We start from the raw sequence: 224 nt of genomic DNA, 5'->3' as shown, positions 1-224 counted from the left end.
CGTCAGCGGTATGATGATCTAAAAGAGCGCTATGGAGTTTCTGATATTACTGTTTCAGTGCAAAATGTGGCTTCTCAACTAGGCTACAGCAGCATTGACTCGGTGACCCTAGAGGACGTGGTGCTTGGGATTGTGAGGCAAATTGAGAGGCTGGTCCAAATGAAGTCGATGATGGAAGCTGCTGGAAGGCCCTTCTAGGCTAGAGGTGCAAGATTTCATTCAGG

General features: G+C 48.2%; 1 protein-coding gene. It reads left to right on the top strand.

Annotated features, from left to right (window positions below; all coding sequences use genetic code 11):
* Positions 1–198 (top strand): hypothetical protein (locus AB1471_RS18115; RefSeq protein WP_367781099.1); only part of this gene is annotated, 198 nt, incomplete at its 5' end.
* Positions 199–224 lie beyond the last annotated feature (26 nt).

This window comes from Jeotgalibacillus marinus, assembly GCF_040801915.1.
Classification (GTDB): Bacteria; Bacillota; Bacilli; order Bacillales; family Jeotgalibacillaceae; genus Jeotgalibacillus; species Jeotgalibacillus marinus.
Note: the sequence above shows the minus strand (reverse complement) of the source record. Positions and strands in the feature narration are given on the sequence as shown.